The sequence below is a fragment of the Aeromicrobium sp. 50.2.37 genome, assembly GCF_024655735.1.
GTDB lineage: Bacteria > Actinomycetota > Actinomycetes > Propionibacteriales > Nocardioidaceae > Aeromicrobium.
This window is the reverse complement of the sequence record NZ_JANLGG010000020.1, coordinates 17,094-35,225: the sequence shown is the minus strand read 5'-3', so window position 1 is coordinate 35,225 and position 18,132 is coordinate 17,094. Positions and strand designations below refer to the sequence as shown.

15 protein-coding genes are annotated in these 18,132 nt (G+C 72.2%); 9 read left to right on the top strand and 6 right to left on the bottom strand.

From position 1 onward, the window contains the following. Position 1 precedes the first annotated feature (1 nt). Positions 2-409 carry a DUF3817 domain-containing protein gene (locus tag NUV38_RS11890; RefSeq protein ID WP_257729315.1) on the top strand — a complete coding sequence of 136 codons (408 nt, stop codon included), beginning with the start codon at positions 2-4 and terminating at the stop codon, positions 407-409. On the opposite strand, the gene NUV38_RS11885 is transcribed toward NUV38_RS11890, so the two are convergent. Then, complete coding sequence (locus tag NUV38_RS11885) at positions 400-1,359, bottom strand: GGDEF domain-containing protein (protein ID WP_257729314.1); 960 nt, start codon at positions 1,357-1,359, stop codon at positions 400-402. The two genes, NUV38_RS11890 and NUV38_RS11885, sit on opposite strands and share 10 nt — an antisense overlap. Positions 1,360-1,498: 139 nt before the next feature. Between NUV38_RS11885 and NUV38_RS11880 the strand changes: the two genes are divergently transcribed. The 4 genes from NUV38_RS11880 (at position 1,499) to NUV38_RS11865 (ending at position 6,447) form a co-directional block, all read left to right on the top strand. Beyond that, positions 1,499-2,251 carry a CatB-related O-acetyltransferase gene (locus NUV38_RS11880; protein ID WP_257729313.1) on the top strand — a complete coding sequence of 251 codons (753 nt, stop codon included), beginning with the start codon at positions 1,499-1,501 and terminating at the stop codon, positions 2,249-2,251. A 164-nt stretch (positions 2,252-2,415) separates the two neighbouring features. Next, a complete protein-coding gene (locus NUV38_RS11875; protein WP_257729312.1) occupies positions 2,416-2,958 on the top strand; it encodes a hypothetical protein in 543 nt (180 codons plus the stop codon). A gap of 100 nt (positions 2,959-3,058) precedes the next feature. Then, the gene (locus NUV38_RS11870; RefSeq protein WP_257729311.1) at positions 3,059-3,913 is read left to right on the top strand and encodes a Ku protein; all 855 of its coding nucleotides are present in this window, start codon (positions 3,059-3,061) and stop codon (positions 3,911-3,913) included. Between the two features lie 8 nt (positions 3,914-3,921). Further along, positions 3,922-6,447: an ATP-dependent DNA ligase gene (locus NUV38_RS11865; RefSeq protein ID WP_257729310.1), complete on the top strand. Its 2,526-nt coding sequence runs from the start codon at positions 3,922-3,924 to the stop codon at positions 6,445-6,447. On the opposite strand, the gene NUV38_RS11860 is transcribed toward NUV38_RS11865, so the two are convergent. Further along, positions 6,428-8,137 carry a hypothetical protein gene (locus NUV38_RS11860; RefSeq protein ID WP_257729309.1) on the bottom strand — a complete coding sequence of 570 codons (1,710 nt, stop codon included), beginning with the start codon at positions 8,135-8,137 and terminating at the stop codon, positions 6,428-6,430. The genes NUV38_RS11865 and NUV38_RS11860 overlap by 20 nt on opposite strands. A 305-nt stretch (positions 8,138-8,442) precedes the next feature. On the opposite strand from NUV38_RS11860, the gene zwf reads away from it, so the two are divergent. After that, complete coding sequence (zwf, locus tag NUV38_RS11855) at positions 8,443-9,852, top strand: glucose-6-phosphate dehydrogenase (protein WP_257729308.1); 1,410 nt, start codon at positions 8,443-8,445, stop codon at positions 9,850-9,852. Next, positions 9,849-11,774 (top strand): glycoside hydrolase family 15 protein, encoded by a 1,926-nt coding sequence (locus NUV38_RS11850; RefSeq protein WP_257729307.1) that lies wholly within the window; start codon positions 9,849-9,851, stop codon positions 11,772-11,774. Before zwf ends, NUV38_RS11850 begins: the two co-directional genes overlap by 4 nt. A 101-nt stretch (positions 11,775-11,875) precedes the next feature. Here NUV38_RS11850 and NUV38_RS11845 read toward each other — a convergent pair whose 3' ends face one another. The 4 genes from NUV38_RS11845 to NUV38_RS11830 all read right to left on the bottom strand — a co-directional run bounded on the left by NUV38_RS11845 (position 11,876) and on the right by NUV38_RS11830 (position 17,133). After that, positions 11,876-14,020, bottom strand: coding sequence for a DEAD/DEAH box helicase (locus NUV38_RS11845; RefSeq protein ID WP_308219693.1), 2,145 nt, complete (start codon positions 14,018-14,020; stop codon positions 11,876-11,878). Positions 14,021-14,247: 227 nt separating this feature from the next. Then, positions 14,248-14,967, bottom strand: coding sequence for a sulfite exporter TauE/SafE family protein (locus NUV38_RS11840; protein ID WP_257729353.1), 720 nt, complete (start codon positions 14,965-14,967; stop codon positions 14,248-14,250). Between the two features lie 65 nt (positions 14,968-15,032). Beyond that, positions 15,033-16,535 (bottom strand): MDR family MFS transporter, encoded by a 1,503-nt coding sequence (locus NUV38_RS11835; RefSeq protein ID WP_257729306.1) that lies wholly within the window; start codon positions 16,533-16,535, stop codon positions 15,033-15,035. Positions 16,536-16,701: 166 nt separating this feature from the next. Then, positions 16,702-17,133 carry an SRPBCC family protein gene (locus NUV38_RS11830; protein WP_257729305.1) on the bottom strand — a complete coding sequence of 144 codons (432 nt, stop codon included), beginning with the start codon at positions 17,131-17,133 and terminating at the stop codon, positions 16,702-16,704. A 147-nt stretch (positions 17,134-17,280) separates the two neighbouring features. Here NUV38_RS11830 and NUV38_RS11825 point away from each other — a divergent pair, with 147 nt between their 5' ends. Both NUV38_RS11825 and NUV38_RS11820 read left to right on the top strand, forming a co-directional pair. Then, complete coding sequence (locus NUV38_RS11825; protein ID WP_257729304.1) at positions 17,281-17,766, top strand: pyridoxamine 5'-phosphate oxidase family protein; 486 nt, start codon at positions 17,281-17,283, stop codon at positions 17,764-17,766. A gap of 4 nt (positions 17,767-17,770) precedes the next feature. After that, entirely contained in the window at positions 17,771-18,085 is a 315-nt protein-coding gene (locus NUV38_RS11820; protein ID WP_257729303.1) for a hypothetical protein, read from the top strand. Positions 18,086-18,132 lie beyond the last annotated feature (47 nt).

Here is an 18,132-nt window from a genome sequence, read left to right as displayed (position 1 = left end):
CGTGAACGCCGCCAGCCGCACCGCCTCCCCCTCTCCCGACGGCACCCACCCGGCCTGGGTCCGACCGACCTTCCGCGCGCTCGCGTTCGCCGAGGCCGTGTCGTGGGCCGTCCTGCTCGTCACGATGTTCTTCAAGTGGGTGGTCCAGGACGACCCGCACAGCGGCATCGAGGGTGGCGTCCCGATCTCCGGCCCCATCCACGGCGCCTTCTTCGTGGCCTACTGCGCGTCCGCCCTCGTCGCCTGGCGCACCTTCGGCTGGAACCTCAAGACGCTCGTCCTCGCGCTGCTGGCCGCGATCCCGCCGTTCTTCACGGTCGTGTTCGAGGTGCTGGCCGACCGACGCGGGCTCCTCGGACGCCCGGCACGCGTCGACGCCCCGGCGCCCACGCCCACGCCTCAGGCCTGATCCAGCCCCCGCCGGAACTGCTTCCGCTCGTACATCCGCGCGTCGGCCCGCGCCAGCAGCGACGCGGGATCATCGTCGGCCCGTGCCTCGGCCACCCCGACGGCCCAGGAGGCCGGTGCTCCCTCGGCGAGCCGCCGGGCGACGACGTCGCCCACCCCGTGGTCCACGCCCGGCAGGACCACGAGGAACTCGTCACCTCCGAGCCGGCCCACCTCGTCGCCGGGGCGGAGCCCGGAACGCAGGTGGTCGACGATCGCCCGCAGCATCGCGTCCCCGGCCGGGTGCCCGCCCCGGTTGTTGACCGCGCGGAGGTCGTCCACGTCCAGCGCTAGCACCGTGAGCGGGGTGCCGAGTCGCGCCCTGCGGGTGAGGTGCTGCGTCACGAGGGCATGCGCACCTCGCCGGTTGAGGGCCCCGGTGAGCTCGTCGGTGCGGGCCAGCAGGTCCAGCCGTGCCCGGAGCCTGCCCAGGACCTCCGTCGCCACCACGACTTGCACGGCCACCGTGACGGCGGGCACCAGCAATGTCTCGTCGGCGTGGCTCGCGATCGCGAGTCCCCACACCGCCGTGCCGACGTACGCGATCACCCGTGCCAGCCCGATCGCCAGGAACCAGACCGCGAACACCGAGAGCATCGGGGCGCTGGAGCCGTTCGCGAACGCCGCGAGCTCGCGATCGGTCCCCCAGGTGAGCGCCGCGAGGGCGCCGAACGCCAGGGCGACCATCACGGCCACGTCACGCTGCTCGAGCAGCGCGCCCCGCACCAGCGTCCAGACCAGGGCCGCGGCCGACGTGAGCAGCAGCGCCACGAGCACGGACCTCGGGTTGTTGTCAGGTCGCCACGTGAGCAGGGTCAGCGACAGCATCGCGACGGCGACCACGTTGAGCAGCACGGTGGCCACGGTCATCGCCGGGTACGTGCGGCCGACGATGGCGACGGAACCTGGCACGTGCAACCCCTGCTTCTCCACCCCGAACCGCTCGACCCCGATCGTCCGGCGTCCATGATCACCGATCCCGGCGACCGCCGGGGCCGGAACGCCCGGACGGGGGACCAAAGCCTCTGCCGCGCGCCGATACCCTGACGACGTGGAGCAACACGCGCGCGGCGCCCAGCGCATCAACCGGTCCAACGGTGCCCGCTTCCTGGCCGAGCCGCCCGTGCGGATCATCGGGGCCCTGACGATCCGCTCCGACACGCACGTGGGTGCCTTCACCGAGTTCGGCAAGATCGTGGAGATCCAGTCGGCCGACGTCGGTCGCTACGGCGAGATCGGTCCCGGCAGCATCCTCGGGGCCATCAGCCACCCCACGACGTGGCTCAGCGCCTCCGCGTTTCAGTACCGCGCCAGCACCTGGGGGTGGCACCCGAGCGCCGACGCCGTCGAGACCGTCGACCCCGAGGCAGGGGGGCGGACGTCGTTCCGAGGCGTGCGCGGCGAGGAGCCCGCCGTCATCGGCAACGACGTGCACCTCGGCGCCAACGTCGTGGTGCTCAAGGGGGTGCGCATCGGCGACGGCTGCGTCGTCGCCGCCGGGGCGGTCGTCACGAAGGACCTCCCGCCGTACTCGATCGCCGCCGGACTGCCGGCCAGGGTCCTGCGCCGCCGACTCCCCGAGGACGTCGTCGACGAGCTGCTGCGGCTGCAGTGGTGGCGCTTCTCCCCCAACCAGCTGAGCGGCGTCCCCTTCGACGACCCCCACGCGGCCGCCGTCGAGATCGGCCGCCGGGTCGATGCCGGCCTCGAGCCCTACGCACCGGGGTTCGTCGAGATCGTCAAGCCGACCGCGCCGGCCCCCGTGCCACGCTGGCGCCGCGCCGCCCGTCGCCTGCGCGGCTGACCCCGACCGCCCGGCGGGGGTTCCGGGCCGCGGGCGGAGAACGGCACCGGCGGGGGTTCCGGGCCACGGGCGGAGAACAGGACCAGCACAGGGTGCACCGCGGAGGCACCGGCGATAGTGTCGGGAGCGAGAAGCACCATCGACCACCGAGGAGCCGTGTCAGCATGCCGCTGAGGAAGAACAAGACCGTCAAGGACAAGCTCCAGAGCCGCCTCGAGGACCTCCTCGCCCAGGCCGACGACGTCCGCCAGCAGCTCGTGGACCACGCTCCCGAGGTGCGCGACAGCGTCGTCGCCAAGACCCAGTCCGGTGCCGCCGACGTGCGCGACATCGTCGCGGCGAAGGCCAGCCACGGCGTCGCCGAGCTGCGCGAGCGTCTCCCGGAGCTGCGTGACGAGCTGCTCGAGCGCACGCCCGAGCTCAACGAGAAGACCTACGACAAGCTGCCGAAGCGCGTGGCCGACCGTCTGCCCGAGGAGGTCAAGCCGAAGAAGAAGCGTCGTCTGCGTCGCATCGTCGGCCTGGGCCTCATCGCCGGTGCCGGTGCCGCCGCCTTCGCCACCCTGAAGGGCAAGCAGGCTCCGCCCCCGCCGCCGTACCAGCCGGCTCCGGCGCCCGCGCCGCGTCCGCCGTCGGGCTCGACGCCTCCGGGTGCCGCTCCCACCGCCGACTCGCTCGACGCGGTCGACGGACCCGGCTCCAAGTAGCCGCAGCAGCACGCTCACGTTGGGCCGGGACCATGGTGGTCCCGGCCCGACGTTCGTGCGCGGGCTGGCCGTGTCCCTTCCACTGAGGAAGACTGGATCCATGCGCTCGATCTGGAAGGGCTCGATCAGCTTCGGGCTGGTCAACGTGCCGGTGCGCGTCTACAGCGCCACCGAGAACCACGACGTGTCCCTGCACCAGGTGCACGCGGACGACGGTGGTCGCATCCGCTACCAGCGTCGGTGCGAGATCTGCGGCGAGGTCGTGGCCTACGAGGACATCGCGAAGGCCTACGACGACGGCGAGAACACGGTGGTCCTGACGCCCGAGGACTTCGCGTCGCTGCCGGCCGAGACGGCCAAGGAGATCGAGGTCGTGGAGTTCGTCCCGGCCAAGCAGATCGACCCGATCCGGCTCGACAAGGCCTACTTCCTCGAGCCGGACAAGACCGCGATCAAGCCGTACACCCTCCTGCGGCGTGCCCTGGAGGACACCGACCGCAGCGCCGTCGTGCGGTTCGCGCTGCGGCAGAAGACGCGCCTCGCGGTGCTGCGGGTGCGCGACAAGACCCTGCTGCTGCAGACCATGCTGTGGGACGACGAGATCCGCGAGGCGGAGTTCGACGTGCTCGACCAGGTGCCGCGGATCAGCGCCAAGGAGCGCGACATGGCCGCCCAGCTGGTCGACTCCCTGGCGGCCGACTTCGACGCGTCGCAGTTCACCGACGACTACCAGGAGCAGCTCCGCACGCTGGTGGAGGCCAAGCTGGAGCAGGGCGACACGATCGACACCGCGGCCACGTTCGGCGAGAAGGACGACGAGGGTGAGGACGCCGAGGTCGTCGACCTGATGGAGGCGCTGAAGCGCAGCGTCGAGCGCAGCAAGGAGCGGCGTGGTCAGGGTTCGGGCGGCCAGGGCTCGGGCGCGACCAAGCCGCGCGCCCGCAAGAAGGCCTGACCGCGGTCGTGGCGGGTCGCGGGTCGTCGCAGACCGTGCAGGTCGACGGTCGCCGCCTGCGCGTGACCAACCTCGACAAGGTGCTGTACCCGGCGTCGGGCACGACCAAGGCCGAGGTGATCTCGTACTACGTGGCGGTCGCCGACCGGCTGCTGCCGTGGGCGATCGGGCGCCCCGCCACCCGCAAGCGGTGGCCCGACGGCGTGGGAGTGGCCGACCGCCCCGGCGGGGGTTCCGGGCCACGGGCGGAGAAGAGCACCGAGGTGTTCTTCGAGAAGAACCTGCCCGACTCGGCTCCGGACTGGGTGCGCCGGGTGGTGGTGCGGCACAAGAGCCACGTGAACGTGTACCCGATCGTGGACTCGCCGGCCACCCTGGCGTGGCTCGGGCAGGTGGCGGCGCTGGAGCTGCACGTGCCGCAGTGGCGGGTCGACGCCGACGGCACGCCCCGTCATCCGGACCGCCTGGTGCTGGACCTCGATCCCGGGCCCGGGGCAGGTCTGGCCGAGTGTGTGGAGGTCGCACTCGCCGCGCGTGAGCTGCTCGACGACGTGGGGCTCACGGCCTGGCCCGTCACGAGCGGCAGCAAGGGACTGCACCTGTACGCGAGGCTCACCGGCGAGCACGGGCCCGACTACGTGAACGCCTTCGCCAAGCAGGTCGCCGCGGCCCTGGAGGACGCGCTGCCCGACCTCGTGGTCTCGTCGATGAAGAAGTCCCTGCGCGAGGGCAAGGTGCTCGTCGACTGGAGCCAGAACAACCAGGCCAAGACCACGATCGCCCCCTACTCGCTGCGTGGCCGCGCGGCCCCGGACGGCGAGGGCCCCTTCGTCGCCGCGCCACGGCACTGGGACGAGCTCGGTCCCGATCTGCGGCACCTCACGATGGCCGAGGTGCTGGAGCGCTCCGAGGACCCTCTCTCCGGCCTGGGGGCGGAGGGCAGCGACACCGACACGGCGGTGGGCGGGACCGCCGCGCCCGACCGGCTGACGGTCTACCGGTCGATGCGCGACGCCAGCCGCACGCCCGAGCCCGTCCCCGCCGACGCCCCGGCCGACGGCGCCGCCGCCCAGGATCGCGCCGGGCCGGTCTTCGTCGTCCAGGAGCACCACGCCACCCGGCTGCACTACGACGTGCGGCTGGAGCGCGAGGGGGTGCTCGTGTCGTGGGCGGTCCCGAAGGGTCCACCCGAGGATCCCGGGAAGAACCACCTGGCGGTGCCGACCGAGGACCACCCGATGGACTACGCCACGTTCGAGGGCACCATCCCGAAGGGTGAGTACGGCGCGGGCGAGGTGTCGATCTGGGACCACGGCACGTACGCGCTCGAGAAGTGGAAGGACGGCGAGGTCATCGCCACCCTGCACGGCAGCGACGGCGGCGGGCTCGGCGGCAGCGTGCGGTTCGCGCTCATCCGCACCGGGGAGAACTGGCTCATGCACCGCATGGACCCGCCCCGCGAGCCGGCCGAGGACGCGCCGAAGCGCGACGAGACGAGCGACGACGACGTGACGTCGACGCACCCCGAACACCTCGACAGGCTCGGCACGCAGCACCTCGACACGGTCGCACCCATGCTCGCCACGCGCGCCGGCACGTTCGACGCCCACGCCGACGCGGACGCCTGGGCGTTCGAGATGAAGTGGGACGGGGTGCGCGTGGTGGCCACGTGCGACGCGGGCGCCGTGCGGCTCGTCGGGCGCAGCGGTCGCGACGTCACCGCCACGTACCCCGAGATCACCGAGGCGCTGGCGACGCTCGACCTCGACGACACGGTCGTCGACGGCGAGGTGGTGGCCCTCGACGACGCTGGCGCCCCCTCCTTCGGGCGCATCCAGCAGCGAATCGGGCTCACGAAGCCCCGCGAGGTGACCGCGGCACGCCGCAGCGTCCCGGTGCGGTTCGTCGGGTTCGACCTGCTCAGGTTCGGTGGCTCCGACGTGACCGGGCTGCCCTACGAGCAGCGTCGCGAGCTGCTGCTCGGCCTCGACCTCGACGATGCCGACGGGGTGGACGTGCCGGCCGCGTTCGACGGTGACCTGGAGGCCGCGATGGAGGCCAGCCGGACGCTGGGCCTCGAGGGCGTGGTGGCGAAGCGTCGCACCAGTCGGTACCGGCCCGGGGCGAGGTCCGCGCACTGGGTCAAGCTCAAGCACGAGCAGCACGTGGAGGTCGTCGTGGTCGGTTGGCGACCCGGGAAGGGGGGACGCGGCGGCGGCATCGGGTCGCTCCTCGTCGCCGTTCCCGACGCCGAGGGCACGCTCGTCTACGCCGGTCGCGTCGGCACCGGGTTCGCCGAGCGCACGCTGGCCGACCTCTCAGCACGGCTGGAGGAGGCTCGTCGCGACGAGGCCACGGTGGCGGCACCACGCGACGTCGCCCGCGAGGCCGTGTGGGTGGAGCCCACGATCGTCGGCGAGGTGACGTCGGCAGGCTGGACCGACTCCGGCCACCTGCGCCACCCGGTGTGGCGCGGGCTGCGCGACGACAAGACGGTGGCCGACGTGCAGCCGGTCAGGCTCCCGGCGCGCTGAGCCGGATCATCTGGGCGGTGCGCCAACCGGTGGGATCGGCCAGGTAGCGGTCGGTCTCGGCCACCCACGGTGAGGTGGCGTTGGCCGCGGACCCCGTGACCCGCAGGCCGGCCGCCAGCGCGCCGTGGCCGAGCGCCGCGACGGCGCCCACGGGCGTCGTCTCGCGCAGCGAGCCGGGCGACCGCCCCAGGGCGGCCGACGACAGCGTCGCCGCAGCCACCGTGCCGGAGGTGAAGAGCGTGCGGTCGATGAAGCTCGCCCCGCTCCACCACTGGTCGAGCTGCTGGAGCAGTCCGGCCATCCAGGCCTGGCCGCTGTCGGCCGCGGACTGGACGTCGTCGGCCACCGCCGGCGCCACGAGCACGGTCACCGCACCGAGCACGAGGAGCGCCACCAGGGCCACCGAGCGGACGACCGAGGGGCGCGACGGAGCGCCATCCAGGTGCTGGACGATCTGTCGCATCTCTCGCTGCATGGCCAAGAGCGTACGAGAAGACCGCAGGATCGACCATCGGTTCGTCCCATCCTGGCTCCCGACGACCTCCGCGAGCTGACGGACGTCGCGGCCGACCACGTGGCCGAGGTGGCCGGCGCTCTCCACCACCGGGGCGGCGAACCGCGCGGGCCCGTCCGCGGCGCGCCAGCCCTCGGTCGTGTCGAGCAGCCGGTCGAGCCAGGCGGGGGTGGGACCGTCCTCCAGGCTGGCGTCGCGCCAGCGGGCGAGGCGTCGGGCGTCGACGAGCTGCACCAGCAGGAGCACCAGCAGCACGGTCAGGGTACGCCCCCACGCGGGCGGCAGCAGCGCCTCGGTGAAGGCCATCGGCCAGGGCAGGTCGACGCCGACGCCGAGGGCGTTGAGCGCGGCGTGCCGCACGACGAAGAGCCACCACACGAGCACCGGGAGCGCGACCCCGGCGACGAGGAGCGTCGCCCTCCGCCAGCCGATGTCGCGCCGCGACCGACGCACCAGCGCGATGCCCAGCCCCACCGCTGCACCCGTGATGCCGGTGGCGGCGTGGTGGCCCGGATAGGCCACCGCACCGTCGTAGGCCAGCTGCAGCCCGGAGACGCCGAACGACAGGAAGCTGTCGGGGACGCCGCCGCCCTCGAGACCGATGCTCGCGACCCGCCGGATGAACTCCTCGACCGCCGTGAAGGCCGCGCCGCTCGCCAGGGCGACGAGCACCCAGTCGGCCACCGAGAAGCGGTGGACCCGCCCTGGGGCGAACACCGCGATGAGCAGCAGGGGCGCCAGCTTCAGCGCCTCCTCGCCGATCGACGCGATGCCCACCGCCGGACCGGCGGCCTCCGCGCCCCCGGCGGAGACCGAGGAGGCCAGCGAGCCCAGGCCGACGCTCGCGACGAAGGACCAGCCGAGCGAGACCGTGAAGATCCACCAGTACGTCGACCAGGCGATGGTCTTGGTGCGCAGCAGCACGAACCCCAGCAGCGCCAGCCAGGCACCGCCCAGCCACGCACCGAGTCCCGCGCGCAGGACCGGCGAGACGCTGACCGTCACGACGAGCACGGCGAAGGCGACGAACAAGGCGGTGCGGACCACCCCGTCGAGGGTCCGTGCGGTCCCGACGTGCCCCTCGCGCCACCGCTCACGCGCGTCGGCGAGACGCTCCCACCACTCGGCACCCCACAGGCGGTCCGTGTCGGGTCCGTCCATCTCGGCGTCGCTCACGCCACCCTCCCCCGGTCACGGACGGCGTCCCGGCGTCGTCGACGCACCGTCGGAGCGTCATCGTAGCGACCACCCCGACCCATCGGACACGAACGAAAGTCCAACTTCGGTTATGCTGCCCTGGGCACGCTCGCCTCCAGGGGTGTGGCGCGATGCCCGGACGGACGTCCCGGAGCCCTCGAGAAGCGCCGGGGCGTCCGATCCCCTTCGTCGGACTCGTTGCTTCCGCAGCGGTCGCCATGCGGTATCACCCACCCGCTCCTAGCGTGGGTGGTGCCCCTGCTCCCCCGACGCGAGGACGTGTCGTGCCTGACTCCCCCACCGCCCTGCCCCCGCACGTCGTCGTGCTCTTCGGCGCCACCGGCGATCTCGCCCGCCGCAAGCTGTTTCCCGGCCTGTACCGCCTGGCCGCGGCCGGCCGCCTCCCCGCCGACTACCGGGTGATCGGGTCCGGGCGCCACGCGCCCGAAGGCGACTTCGCCCAGCAGGTGCTCGACGGTCTGCGCGACACCGTCGACGAGCTGGACGCCGACGTCGCCGACGCCTTCGTCTCCCGCATCACGTTCCAGACGTCCGACGCCGACGACGGCAGCGCCCTGGCGGCTGCGGTGCGGGACGCCGAGTCCGAGCTGGGCGACGACGCCCGCCGCCTGGTCTACCTGTCGGTCCCACCCGCCGCGATGGAGCCGATGATCCGCATGCTCGGTGCCGAGGGCATCGCCGACGACGCCCGCATCGTCGTGGAGAAGCCGTTCGGCACCGACCTGGAGTCGTCGCGCTCGTTGCAGGCCACGCTCGACGACGTCGCCGGCGAGGACGCCGTGTTCCGCATCGACCACTTCCTGGGCAAGGAGGCGGTGCAGAACGTGCTGGCGCTGCGGTTCGCGAACGGGCTGCTCGAGCCGTCGTGGAACGCCGAGCACGTGTGCGCCGTGCAGATCGACGTGCCCGAGGAGCTGACGATCGAGGGTCGGGGCTCGTTCTACGAGGCCACCGGAGCACTGCGCGACATGGTCTCGACGCACCTGTCGCAGGTCCTCGGCTTCCTGGCCATGGAGCGACCCGACGGCATCGACGCCGACCACCTGCGCGACGCGAAGGCCGCGGTGTTCGAGGCGGTGCAGCCGCTGAGCCCCGGCGACGTGGTGCGCGGGCAGTACGAGGGCTACACCGACGAGGACGGGGTCGACGCCGACTCCACGACGGAGACCTTCGTGGCGGTGCGCGTGCACGTGGACACCGACCGCTGGCGCGGTGTCCCGTTCCTCCTGCGCACCGGCAAGGCCATGGCGGCGACCCGCCGCACGGTGACCCTGTTCTTCCGCGCACCCGAGCCGCTGTTCGAGTCGCGCGAGGACGGCGACGACCGGCTCGTCCTCGAGCTGGGCGAGGTGCCCGAGGTCACGGCGAGCCTCAACGTGAAGCGCCCGGGACCGACGTTCGAGCTCGAGCGTGCCGCCGCCACCCTCACGCTGCCCGACGCCGACGACGAGGACGCCGAGCACCGGCCGCTCGAGGCGTACGAGCGCCTGCTGCTCGACGTGATGCAGGGTGACCAGATGCTCTTCACCCGTGGCGACGAGGTCGACCGGCTGTGGCAGGTCATCACGCCCGTGCTGGAGGACCCGCCGCCGGTGCAGACGTACGCGAAGGGGTCCTGGGGACCGCAGGCGGCGCTCGACCTGGCCGGCGAGCGCGGCTGGCACCTGCGGTGACGTCCCCGACCACACCTCCGCTGCCGATCGCGGACCACGGACTGATCGGTGACCTGCGGACCGCCGCACTGGTGGGCACCGACGGCACGATCGACTGGTTCTGCCCGGGTCGTTTCGACGCACCGAGCGTCTTCGCGTCGGTGCTCGACGCCGAGCGCGGCGGGTCGTGGCAGCTGTACCCGGTCGACGGCTCGGTGCGCTCGCAGCAGTTCTACTTCCCCGACACCGCCATCCTCGCCACGCGCTTCCTCACCGAGGAGGGCGTCGTGGAGGTGCACGACTTCATGCCGGTGCTGGAGGCCGAGGACGCCGACCACCGCCAGCGGCTCGTGCGGCGCGTGACCGCCGTGCGCGGCCGGTCGGTCGTGCGATCGCGCGTGGCCGCGCGGCCGCACTACGCGCGGCAGGACCCCGACGTGGAGCAGGTCGACGGCGGGGTCGTCGTGTCGGCGCCCGCGCTCGGCGACGATCCCGCCGTCCGGGTCGGGATCAGCTCCACGGTGCCGCTCGAGGTCGACGGGCTCGACGTCGTGGCCGAGGTGACGCTCGACGAGGGCGAGCACGCACTGTTCGTGCTCGAGGTCCTCGACGTCGGTGAGGGCCCGACGGGAGCCACCGATGGACAGCCGTCGCCGTTCCAGGCCTGCGGCGTGGAGGACACGTCGGAGCTGTTCGAGGCGACGTCGGCGTTCTGGCGAGGGTGGATCTCTCAGTCGACCTACAAGGGACGCTGGCGCGAGACCGTGCACCGGTCGGCGATCACGCTCAAGCTGCTCACGCACGAGCCGACGGGTGCCGTCATCGCGGCGCCCACGACGAGCCTGCCGGAGACCATCGGCGGCTCCCGCAACTGGGACTACCGGTACGTCTGGATTCGCGACGCCGGGTTCAGCCTGTACGCGTTGCTCCGGCTCGGGTTCACCTCGGAGGCGAACGCGTTCACGCGCTGGCTGTCCGAGCGCCTGGGCGAGGAGCGCGACGACGCCGAACGGCTGGGGCCCCTGCGGGTGCTCTACGACATCGACGGGTCGACGCCGGTCGACGAGCACGCCCTCGACCACCTGGCCGGCTACGCCGACTCACGCCCGGTGCGGGTGGGCAACGGCGCGGTCGACCAGCTGCAGCTCGACATCTACGGCGAGGTCATCGACGCGGTCTACCTGTTCGACAAGTACGGCCCGGGGATCAGCCACGACGCCTGGAACGACCTGCGCCGCGTGCTGGACTGGGTGATGGAGCACTGGGACTCCCCCGACGCCGGCATGTGGGAGATCCGCGGCGACGTGCGGGCGCACACCACCAGCCGGCTCATGTGCTGGGTGGCGGTGGAGCGGATGATCCGCATGGCCCGGCAGCGCGGTCTGCCCGGCGACCTGTCGGCGTGGGCGCGGGTGCGCGACCAGATCCACGACGAGATCATGACGAGGCACTGGGACGAGCACCACCGCACGTTCACGCTGGCCGCGGTCGACCCCGACGCCGACCCGGCGGACGCCCCGGTGCTCGACGCGGGCGTGCTGCTGATGCCGATGGTCAAGTTCTGCTCGCCCGTGGACCCGCGCTTCCTCTCCACGCTCGACGCGATCGAGGACCAGCTCGTGGCTGACAGCCTGGTGTTCCGCTACGACGTGCACGCCGCGCCCGACGGCATCGCCGACACGGACACCGACGGCGACGGCCTGCACGACGGCGAGGGCACGTTCAGCCTGTGCTCGTTCTGGTACGTGGAGGCCCTGACCCGGGCCGGACGGCACCGCGAGGCCGAGGTGGCGCTGGAGAAGATGTTCACCTACGCCAACCACCTGGGCCTGTACGCCGAGCAGATCGGCGCCACGGGCGACCAGCTGGGCAACTTCCCGCAGGCCTTCACGCACCTGTCGCTCATCAGCGCCGCGATCAACCTCGACCGCGCCCTCGGCTGACCCCGTCCTTCGAGGAGCCCCGTCCGCGTTTCGAAGGGAAAGTGACAATCCTGACCAGCAGGAATCGTCGATATCCCTTCGAAACGCGGAGGGGCGGGCGGTCAGCGGCGGCGCGCCTGCAGGGAGTCGGACAGGATGCCGACGAGCGCCTCGAGCTGCACGTCGGTCGCCTCGACCTCGGTGTCCTCACCGTCGAGGGCGCGGGCGGCGAGCCCGGCCTTGCTGTCGATGAGCTCGACGATGCGGCTGTCGATCGTCTGCGAGGCGATGATGCGCCACGCCGTGACGGGCTCGCTCTGCCCGATCCGGTGCACACGGTCGATGGCCTGCATCTGCTCGGCGTCGGTCCACGACAGCTCGGCCAGGACCACGTTCGAGGCGACCTGCAGGTTGATGCCCACGCCGGCCGCGGTGAGCGAGCAGACGATGATCTGCGTGCCCGGATCGTTCTGGAACGCGTCGATCGCCTTGGTGCGGGCAGCGGCGGTCTGGTCGCCCCGGATCGAGGTGTAGCCGATGCCACGCTCCTCGAACGCCTTCTGGGCGGCGTCCATCACGTCGAGATGCTTGGCGAAGAACACGACCTTGCCGACGCTGCGCGCCAGCTGGGCGGTGTAGTCGGCGGCGAGCCCGGCCTTGGCCTGGCCGATGCGACGCACCATGGAGAACACGTTCTCGCCCGTGGACTCGTTGGCCTCCTCGCGCTCCCACGCGGCGACCTTGCGCACGAGGTCGAGGTCGAGGACCTCCGCGACCGGGTGCCCGGCCTCGATGCGGGCGGCTGCGGCGCGGTCGTAGCGGGCCACCAGACGGCGGGCCAGCTCGGCCTCGGCGGCGCGGATGGACCGACCGGCCTCGCCGTCGAGCTCGACGGGCATGTCGGCGATGCGACGGGCGGGGATGTCGGCGGCGACGTCGATCTTGCGGCGGCGCACGATCCCGAGGTCGATGACGGCCTGGCGCGCGGCGGGGAAGAACCCGGCGTCGAGCGGCGTCAGACCCGTCTCGTCGAGGGCGTGCATGAGCTCGGGCATCGGCTTCTTCTCGTCGATCCAGCCGAGGAACTGCCAGATGGCGCGGAAGTCGTCGACGTCGTTGATGAGCGGGGTGCCGGTGAGCGCCATCATGAGCGGACGCGAGGTCCGGCTGCGGATGCGGTCGGCGATCCTGAGGACGTGCCGCGAGCGCTGCGACGAGGTGTTCTTGATGAAGTGGGCCTCGTCGAGCACCATGCCACGGAAGCCCAGGTCGCCGAGCCAGCCGGCGTGCCGGTCGAGGATCTCGTAGTTGACGACCACGATGTCGGCGAAGGCGTCGATGTCGTCGCCGTTGCCGTGCACCACGGTGACGGGACGGTGCGGCGTCCAGAGCCCGGCCTCGCGTGCCCAGTTGGCCTTGACCACGTTGGGGACGACGACGAGCAGCGGGAAGGCGCCCGCGGCCTGGGCGGCGAGCAGCGACTGGGCCGTCTTGCCCAGGCCCGGCTCGTCGGCCAGCAGGAAGGTGCGGTGACCGTCGGCCGCAGCGGCGACGAGCTCGGCCTGGTGGCGCATCAGCTCGGGGCCGCGCACGATGCCGGGGATCGGCTCGGGCAGCTCCATGCAGGCCGGGGCGCCGGCCGCGGCACGCTCGAACGACGACAGCAGCGGGCCGAGGAGCTCCCACGTGGCCAGGCGGCTGGGGCCGGTGCGCGGGGGCGGCTCGTCGGTGAAGTCGGGGGCCATGAAGGGGTTGGCCAGCTGGCGCGCGATGACGGAGCGGGGGACGACGGAGCGGTCGACGCGCACGGCCGCGTCGGGCGTGGGCTCGGCGGCGAGCTCGAGGCCGGCGGCCGCCATGAGCTCACGCTTGAGGGCCAGGGTGGACCCGGAGACCTCGGCCTCCTCGGTGAGGAGCATGAGGAGGGCGGGCTCGCGGGTCGCGGTCTTGGCCAGGATGGTGGCCACGCCGTCGAGTCGCTTGAGCTGGTCGGCGCGCTGGGGCTCGGTGAGGTCGGTCGCGGTCTTGACGCGGGCGCGCTCCTCACGGACGAGCAGGCCGACGGCCTGGAAGGTGGCGCGAGTGGTGGCGGTGACGCGGCGGCGCTGGACGGCGTTCTCGACCTCGCGCACGGCCTTGGCGAGCACGGGCATGAGGCCGGTGTCGTCGTCGTGCTTCTTGCGCCGCGCCCCGTTGCTGCCTCGCTGCGCGTTCTGGCGCTGCGGGTTCTGGCGCTGGGGGTTCTGGCGCTGGGTTCGTGTGGCCAACAGGCTCCTCCTCCGCGACCGGACGTCTGTCACGGTCGGCGGTGAACGGCTGGTCCGTCCCCCGCGACAGGGCGTACGACGGCTCGCCCGCCAGTGAGATCGGCGGTGGGGCGGCGGCTGAGCGCCATCCCCACGAGCGCGGGCCGTGCGGCACCTGCTGGGCCAAGTGTAGACCGTTGCGGGCCACGACGCCTGCGTGCGGGGCGTTTCGGGGGTTCGGGAGCCGCTCAGCCGACCGTCGAGCGGACGATGAGGGCCACGGCCGACGCCCCGCTGACGAGCAGCACGAGGGGCCGCACGACGTGGGCCGGGAGCCGCCGCCGCAGCGGCCCGCTCACCACGAAGCCGAGCACGAGCGCCGGCACGGCGGCGAGCGCGAACCAGGCCTCGTCGACGGTGAGCTCGCCGGCCCAGGCGAGCCCGACGAGGCTGAGCAGGGACCCGAGCAGGAAGTAGACCGCGAGCGTGGTCCGGATCTGCCGGGGCGACCGTCGCTGGAGCAGCAGGGCGAGCGGCGGCCCGCCGATCGACGACGCGGTCCCGGTGACGCCGCTGACGAACCCGGCACCGCTGAGGGTTCCTCGGTTCACCGGGATGACCACGGTGCGCGCGGTGAGGAGCACCGCCACCAGGACCATGGCGCCGACGGCGATGCCGAGCTGGCGGTCGTCGACGCTCGCCACGACCCACACGCCGACGGCGGTCCCGACGACGCGCGCCGGGAAGGCCCACCGGAGTCCGCCCCAGTCGATCTCGTCACGCTCACGCGCGAGCGTGACGATGGGCAGGAGCACCACGACCATCAACATCCCGCCGGGCATGAGCTGCGGGGCCGCGAGCGTGACCACGGGTGCGGCGACCAGACCGAGCCCGATGCCCACGGTCGACTGCACGAAGGCACCGAGGACGATCGCGAGGAGCACGACGACCAGCGCGACCGTGCTCATCTCCCCCACACGTCCACCCTAGGCACCGTCTCGCCATCGACGGGCAGGGCCTCCGGGCCGGGGCGTCAGTGCACGGCGGGCGCGGCGGGCGCGGCGTCGGGCTTGCGCAGGAACGGCACCAGCGCGACGAGCAGCAGGCTGAGCAGCGCGCCTACCAGGAATGCCCGCCGCACACCGTCGACGAAGGCGGCGCCCTCGCCCATCCCGGACTCGACGCCGGCGCTGGACACCACGGTCATGATCGTGATGAACAGCGCCGCGCCCGCAGCACCGGCCACCTGCTGGAGGGTGCTGACCACGGCGCTCGCGTAGGAGTAGAGCCGCGGCTCCACCGATCCGAGGGCGGTCGTCATGAGCGGCGTGAACGTGGCCGACAGGCCCAGCATGAGCACGAGGTTGGCGCCGACCAGCCAGGCCAGCGACGTGTCCGCGTCGACGTCGACGAGCAGCCAGAGGCCGGCCGAGACGAGCACCGACCCGGGCACCGCCAGGACCCGCGGGCCATACCGGTCGTACAGCCGGCCGACGAAAGGACCGGTGACGCCCATGACGATGCCGCCGGGCAGCGTGATGAGGCCGGTCTGCAGCGCCGAGAGTCCGAGGGCCTGCTGCGCGAACAGCGGCAGCAGGAGGAACGACCCGAACATGGCCGACATGCCGATGAGCATCGCGCCGAGCGCGATGCGGAACTGGCCCGACGTGAACACGCGCAGGTCGAGCAGGGCGCGGTCAGTGCGCTGCAGGTGGATCTGGCGGGCGACGAAGGCGGCCAGCGCCACCGCGCCCACGACGAACGGCAGCCACGTGGGGGTGCCCGACGATCCCTGGGCGTGCTCGCCGATGCCCACGAGGCCATACACGAGCCCGCCGAGACCGAGCGCCGACAGCGGCACCGACACGACGTCGATGCGCTGGTTCCCCGTGGCCGAGACGCTCACGACGTAGCGGGCACCGATCACCAGCGCGGCGAGCGCGATGGGAGCGACCACGCCGAAGATCCACCGCCAGCCCAGATGATCGAGCACGAAGCCCGACATCGTGGGCCCGAGCGCCGGAGCCACCGCGATGACGACGGTGATGTTGCCCATCATGGCGCCTCGGCGAGCAGCCGGGACGATCGTCATGACCGTGGTCATGAGCAGCGGCAGCATGACCGCGGTCCCGGACGCCTGGACCACGCGGGCCACGAGCAGCACCGCGAAGGTGGTCGAGAAGAACGCGAGCGCGGTGCCGGCCGTGAACAGCGACATGGCCGCGACGAACAGCGTCCGCGTGGCGACCCGCTGGATGAGGAAGCCGGTGAGCGGGATGACCACAGCCATCGTGAGCATGAACGCCGTGGTGAGCCACTGGCCCGTCGACGGCGGCACGCCCAGGTCCTCCTGGAGGACGGGGATGGCGACGCTCATGACGGTCTCGTTGAGGATCACCACGAACGACGCCACCAGCAGGGTGACGATCACGAGCAGGTGCTCGCGGGGCAGCGGCGCGGTGCGGGTCGCCTCAGGGCCGGTCGTGTCAGGGCCGGACGTCTCGACGTCGACGTCGTGCTGGCTCGTGCTGGTCATGCCACCCCTGGTGCTCGATGCTGGTGCGGGGACGCGCTGGTCCGCAGGTCGGTGTTCCTGATCGGAACATGGTCAGGACCATGGGACCACGGACCGCCGACAGAACCTCCCAACACCGCCACCCGACCAGGTGTTCCCGATCGGGTGGGGCAGTCGAGGCCGCGAGTCAGAGCCCGTTGAGCACCCGCACCATGTCGTCCTCGGTGTCGCTGCCGATCTTCTCGAAGACCAGCTTGACGACGGGGGTGGCGAGCTTGGCCGCACCCTTCATCTCGATGGTCGCGACGTAGGTGATCTCGCTGCCGGTGCCGTGCGGCTCGACGGTGATCGTGTCGGTCGTGTGGGCGGTCTCGTTGGTGCCGACGAACTGCACGTGGCGGTCGTCGAGCTCGGTGAGCTCGTACGTCAGCTCGGTGCTCACGCCCGCGATCTTGGAGGTGTTGTGCCACGTCGTGCCGACGACGACGGGTCCGGCGCCGTTCTGCGTGCACGACTCGGTGCCGGGGTCCCACTGCTCGGCGTGGGAGAAGTCCTTGAGGTACTCGAGGACGGTCGCGGGGGCGGGCTCGACGGTGAAGGTCCTGCTGATCTCGGTCATGTCCCCAGGTTCGGCGACGATCCGGGGCAGTGCACCTCGACATCGCGAGCTACCCCGGAGACGGTTTCCCAAACCCCCGAATTTTCGACAGGCGCACCCGCCGGGCCCGTCCTACGGTCGAACCGAACCCCGACACGAGGAGAGACGATGAGCGACACGGACCCCGAGAAGACGCTCGACGACCTGCTGACCGACCTGCGGATCGCGATGTTCACGACCGTCACCGACGACGGCACGCTGCGCAGCATCCCGATGGCCCGCCAGGAGACCGACCTGGATCCCGCCGAGCTGTGGTTCATCACGGCCAAGGACACCGAGCACACCCAAGACGTGGCCAAGCGCCCCGACGTGCAGCTGACGTTCAGCTCTTCGGACTCCTGGGTGGCGCTGACCGGCCGCGCGGAGGTGGTCGACGACCTCGCGAAGCTGAAGGAGCTGTGGAGCTCCTTCGCCGAGGCGTGGCTCCCCGAGGGACCCGAGGGCAGCAACTCGACGCTGATCAAGGTCAGGGTCGACCGCGCCGAGTACTGGGACACCCCGGGCAGCAAGGTCGCCACGGCGATCAGCCTGGTGAAGTCGAAGGTCACCGGCGAGCCGTACAAGAGCGACCACGGCGTCGTCGAGAACCCCTGAGCCGATGAGCGGGAAGCACCAGCCGCCGAAGGGCGTCCAGGAGACCGCGCAGCGAGCCGTGCGGTGGATCGAGGACGGCAAGGCGGGGAAGAACTTCACCGACACCGGACGCCACCGCGCCCACCAGCTGGCGAACGGCGAGAAGCTCACCGACGAGCAGGCGACGAAGATGCGTGCCTACTTCGCACGGCACTCCGTGGACAAGGACGCCGACGGCTTCACGCGCGGCACCGAGGGCTTCCCGTCGCCGGGCCGCGTGGCCTGGGACGCCTGGGGCGGCGACGAGGGCGAGCGCTGGGTGGGCACGCTCGACCTCTGACCTTCCCCGCAGCACCATCGAGAGGCCGCCCTGGAGCATCGCGCCCG